General features: G+C 70.4%; 4 protein-coding genes and 1 pseudogene. 3 read left to right on the forward strand and 2 right to left on the reverse strand.

Features of this window, described 5'->3' with window-relative positions:
- Positions 1-224: pseudogene (locus G6023_RS06225) on the reverse strand (PH domain-containing protein); the annotation flags it as partial.
- 37 nt (positions 225-261) lie between these two features.
- On the opposite strand from G6023_RS06225, the gene G6023_RS06230 reads away from it, so the two are divergent.
- The gene (locus tag G6023_RS06230) at positions 262-1,377 is read left to right on the forward strand and encodes a tocopherol cyclase family protein (RefSeq protein WP_182634516.1); all 1,116 of its coding nucleotides are present in this window, start codon (positions 262-264) and stop codon (positions 1,375-1,377) included.
- Here the strand turns inward: G6023_RS06230 and coaA are convergent.
- Positions 1,374-2,306, reverse strand: coding sequence for a type I pantothenate kinase (coaA, locus tag G6023_RS06235; RefSeq protein WP_069388860.1), 933 nt, complete (start codon positions 2,304-2,306; stop codon positions 1,374-1,376). The genes G6023_RS06230 and coaA overlap by 4 nt on opposite strands.
- A gap of 136 nt (positions 2,307-2,442) precedes the next feature.
- Here coaA and glyA point away from each other — a divergent pair, with 136 nt between their 5' ends.
- Both glyA and G6023_RS06245 read left to right on the forward strand, forming a co-directional pair.
- A complete protein-coding gene (gene glyA / locus G6023_RS06240; protein WP_120283759.1) occupies positions 2,443-3,747 on the forward strand; it encodes a serine hydroxymethyltransferase in 1,305 nt (434 codons plus the stop codon).
- Positions 3,748-3,779: 32 nt separating this feature from the next.
- Positions 3,780-4,393 (forward strand): LysR family transcriptional regulator substrate-binding protein (locus G6023_RS06245; protein ID WP_182634518.1); only part of this gene is annotated, 614 nt, incomplete at its 3' end.

Genomic DNA, 4,393 nt, shown 5'->3' on the forward strand with positions numbered 1-4,393 from the left:
TGGATCGCCCATCGCACCCGGGGCACCACCACCAGCGCCGCCACTGTCAGCAACGCCCACCCGGCGGTGGCGAGGAGCATCCACGGGCCCACGATCAGTGTCGATGCCGCCAGTACGAGCAGCGGCCCGACCATCCACAGGGCGACCTGCGCCGTCCACCACCGCCGGCACCGGGGATCGACCCGTTCCCGAGGCGGACGAAGGCCGAGTTGAGTCGCATTCACGGCTCCACCCTAAGCCGATTATGGGACGCTGAACCCCATGGGACTCCTCCGGCGATACCGGGCGACCGGCGCAGACCTGCCCTTCGGCGATCCGCTCCGCGCACACGACGTGGCCATGGAGGGGTACTTCCTCCGCGTCACCGACCGGGAGCGCGGGCGCGTCGTGATCGCCCTCATCGGGGTCAACCGGGGACCCGACGGGCACTGGGCGACGCTCGGGCTCGCCTCCGATGAGGCGCCCATCCCGATCGAGGCCGGTGGATCGCGCCGGGACGGAGACGGGAACTCCTCGTCGTCGTCGTCTTTCTCCTCGTCGTCCTCGCCGTCGTCCACCCTGCGCCTCATGGCCGCGCCCGACGGCTGGGCCGACCCGGACCGGATCGGCGCCCGCTCCGGCGAACTGTTCGAGTACCGACCCGACGGGGTCCGCGTGGACATGGGGGAGGGCGCTCGCCTGCACGTGAACATCACCGACCCGGTGCAGTGGCCGCACCACGCCGTCGGCGGCTCGAGCATCTTCCAGTCCGTCCCCGCCCTCAACCAGTACTGGCACCCCTGGCTGCTCGGCGGCCGCGCTTCTGGGTGGGCCGAACTCGACGGTGAGCACTGGGAGTTCGACGGCGCCGAGGTGTACGGCGAGAAGAACTGGGGCGCCGAAGGCTTCCCCGACTCGTGGTGGTGGGGCCAGGCGCAGGCGTTCTCCGAGCCGAACACGTGCGTGGCGTTCGCCGGCGGGCAGATCCACTCCGGGCCGCTGCGCACCGAGGTGACCGCAGTTGTCGTGCAACTGCCCGGCGGGAAGGTCATCCGGCTGGGCAACCCTGTCGTCTCGCCGGTCCGCGCCGAGGTGACCGACGAGCGGTGGGAGTTCCAGGGCCGCGGTTACGGCTGGCAGGTCCGCATCAGCGGGCGTTCGCCCCTGGACCGCGCGCACGTGCTGCCGGTCCCGCTGCCGTCGGAGAAGCGGAACTCCGCCGGGTCGATCGAACACCTCGCGGGCGAGCTCGAGGTGGAGGTGCGCCGGCACGGGCGACTGGTGTGGTCGGACCGCAGCGCCCTGGCCGCGCTCGAACACGGCGGGCTCGACCGCGCCGAGGCCGAGTTGCGGCGGCGCGGTGTTCCGGAGGGGGAGACGGGCGCGCCGCCGCTCTAGATCTTGCGCAGGCGCAGCCGCTGGATGGAGTGGTCCGAGTTCTTACGGAGCACCAGCGTCGCGCGCGGCCGGGTCGGCAGGATGTTCTCCACCAGGTTCGGCCGGTTGATCGACGTCCAGATCTCGCGGGCGGCGAGCCGGGCCGCCTTGTCGGACAGGTCGGCGTAGTGCGCGAAGTGCGAGTTGGGGTTGGAGAACGACGTGCTCCGCAGTTCGAGGAAGCGCTCGACGTACCACTGTTCGATGTCCTCGATCCGCGCGTCGACGTAGAGCGAGAAGTCGAACAGGTCCGAGACCATGAGGCGCGGACCCGTCTGCAGGACGTTGAGGCCCTCCACGATGAGGATGTCGGGTCGGCGGACCTCGATGAACTCGCCGGGCACGATGTCGTACTTGGTGTGCGAGTACACCGGCGCGCGCACGACCGGGGCTCCGGATTTGACCTCCGTGACGAACCGCAGCAGCGCGCGCCGGTCGTACGACTCCGGGTAGCCCTTGCGGTGCATCAGTCCGCGTCGCTGGAGTTCGCGGTTGGGGTGGAGGAAGCCGTCGGTCGTGATGAGGTCCACCCGGGGGTGGGAGTCCCAGCGGGTCAGCAGCGCACGCAGGACTCGGGCCGAGGTGGACTTGCCGACCGCCACCGATCCGGCGACGCCGATCACGAACGGCATGGGGGCGTCCACGGTCTCGCCGAGGAACAGATTGGTCGACTGGAACAACCGCTGTCTGGCGGATACCTGCAGGTGGATGAGCCGGCTCAGCGGCAGGTAGATCTCCGCGATCTCGTCGAGGTCGAGGTGTTCGCCCAGGCCCCGGAGGCCCTCGAGGTCCTGTTCGGTGAGCACCATGGGCATCGCACGCCGCAGGCGCCGCCAGCTCCGACGGTCGAACTCGACGTACGGCGTGTAGTCGCCGGCTTGTCTGCTCACGGTTCCCGATTGTGGCAGGTGGCCACGGGGGAGGGGGTGTCAGGGTGGCGTGGCACTAGACTGACGACGACGACGAGACGAGCCGTGGCCCCACACGATTCGTACGAAGTGCAAAGCCCACGTGCGAGGAGCAACGATGACCGACCCGAACACCGACGTGTTCACCGCCTCCCTGACCGAGCTCGATCCGGAGGTCGCCGAGGCGATGGCCGGCGAGCTCGCCCGACAGCGAGACACGCTCGAGATGATCGCGTCGGAGAACTTCGTGCCGCGTTCGGTCCTGCAGGCGCAGGGCTCCGTGCTCACGAACAAGTACGCCGAGGGGTACCCGGGCCGCCGTTACTACGGCGGCTGCGAGCACGTGGACGTGGTGGAGAACCTGGCTCGTGACCGCGCGAAGGAGGTCTTCGGCGCCAAGTACGCGAACGTCCAGCCGCACGCCGGCGCCCAGGCCAATGCCGCGGTGCTCATGGCGCTCGCGAAGCCGGGGTCCAAGATCATGGGCCTGTCGCTCGCCCACGGCGGGCATCTCACGCACGGCATGAAGCTCAACTTCTCCGGCCAGCTCTACGAGGTCGCCGCCTACGAGGTGGATCCGGAGACCATGCAGGTCAACATGGACACCGTCCGCGAGATGGCGCTGGCGGAGAAGCCGGATGTCATCATCGCCGGCTGGTCGGCCTACCCGCGGACCCTGGATTTCGCGAAGTTCCGCGAGATCGCCGACGAGGTCGGCGCCAAGCTGTGGGTGGACATGGCCCACTTCGCCGGCCTCGTGGCCGCCGGCCTGCACCCGAGCCCCGTCCCGCACGCCGACGTCGTCTCCACGACCGTCCACAAGACGCTCGGCGGGCCGCGCTCCGGCATGATCCTCACCAACGACCTCGAGCTGTTCAAGAAGCTCAACTCGTCGGTGTTCCCGGGCCAGCAGGGCGGACCGCTCATGCACGCGATCGCCGCCAAGGCCACCGCCATGAAGATCGCCGGCACGGAGCAGTTCCGCGAGCGTCAGCAGCGCACGATCGAGGGTGCCCAGATCCTCGCCGAGCGGCTCACCGCCCAGGATTGCCGGGACGCCGGCGTCTCCGTCCTCACCGGCGGCACCGACGTGCACCTCGTCCTGGTGGACCTGCGTGACTCCGAGCTCGACGGCCAGCAGGCGGAGGACCTCCTCCACGAGGTCGGGATCACGGTGAACCGCAACGCGGTGCCGTTCGACCCGCGTCCGCCGATGGTGACCTCCGGCCTGCGCATCGGCACGCCCGCCCTGGCCACCCGCGGGTTCGAAGCCGAGGACTTCCGTGAGGTCGCGGACATCATCGGCACCGCGCTGGCCGCGGGGACGGGCGCCGACGTCACCGCCCTGCGTGAGCGCGTGTCTACGCTGGCCGCGTCGAAGCCGCTGTACGAGGGACTCGAGGACTGGAAGATCCTGGGCTGAGACCGGACCGAGACGACGACAGGCGGGGGTCGATGACCGACGAGAATGCGGGCACCGACCCCTGTCTTCGTATCGGCTACGTCCCCGGTGTACAGCCGGACAAGTGGCTCGCGCGGTGGCGCGAGCGCAATCCGCGCGTGCCGATCTCGGCCCGGCGCGCCGGTGACCCGCGCGCGCAGCTCGCGGACTCCTCCGGCGACGACGGTTTCGACGTGATCTTCCTCCGCGAGCCCGACGACGCACCGCGTTCGGCGCCGGCCGGGCTGCTCCGGGTCCCGCTGTACACGGAGACGATGGCCGTGCTCGCCGAGAAGGACCACGAACTCGCCGCCTTCGACTCGCTGGGGATCACCGACCTCGAGGGGGAGCGGTGGCTCGAGCCGGTGGACCCGATCACGGCATCGCCCGACGAGGTGTCCGCCGCGGTGGACCTCGTCGCCGCCGGCGTGGGACTGCTCGTCCTGCCGGCGCCGTACGCGAGGGCGCTGAGTCGGCGGGACGTGGTGGCGCGGCCCGTCGACGGGGTCCCCGCGACCCGGATGGGCATCGCCTGGTCGCCCGCGAGGGAGACCGATGAGTTGATCGACGAGTTCGTGGGGATCGTGCGGGGTCGCAGGGCGGGCACCTCGCGCGGAGCAGCGGGCGA

The sequence above is a fragment of the Dietzia sp. DQ11-71 genome (assembly GCF_014144995.1).
Classification (GTDB): domain Bacteria; phylum Actinomycetota; class Actinomycetes; order Mycobacteriales; family Mycobacteriaceae; genus Dietzia; species Dietzia kunjamensis.

Excerpts from the sequence above, each read along its gene's own strand:
- G6023_RS06230 (WP_182634516.1), top strand. The coding sequence starts at position 262 with ATGGGACTCCTCCGGCGATACCGGGCGACCGGCGCAGACCTGCCCTTC.
- glyA (WP_120283759.1), top strand. The coding sequence starts at position 2,443 with ATGACCGACCCGAACACCGACGTGTTCACCGCCTCCCTGACCGAGCTC.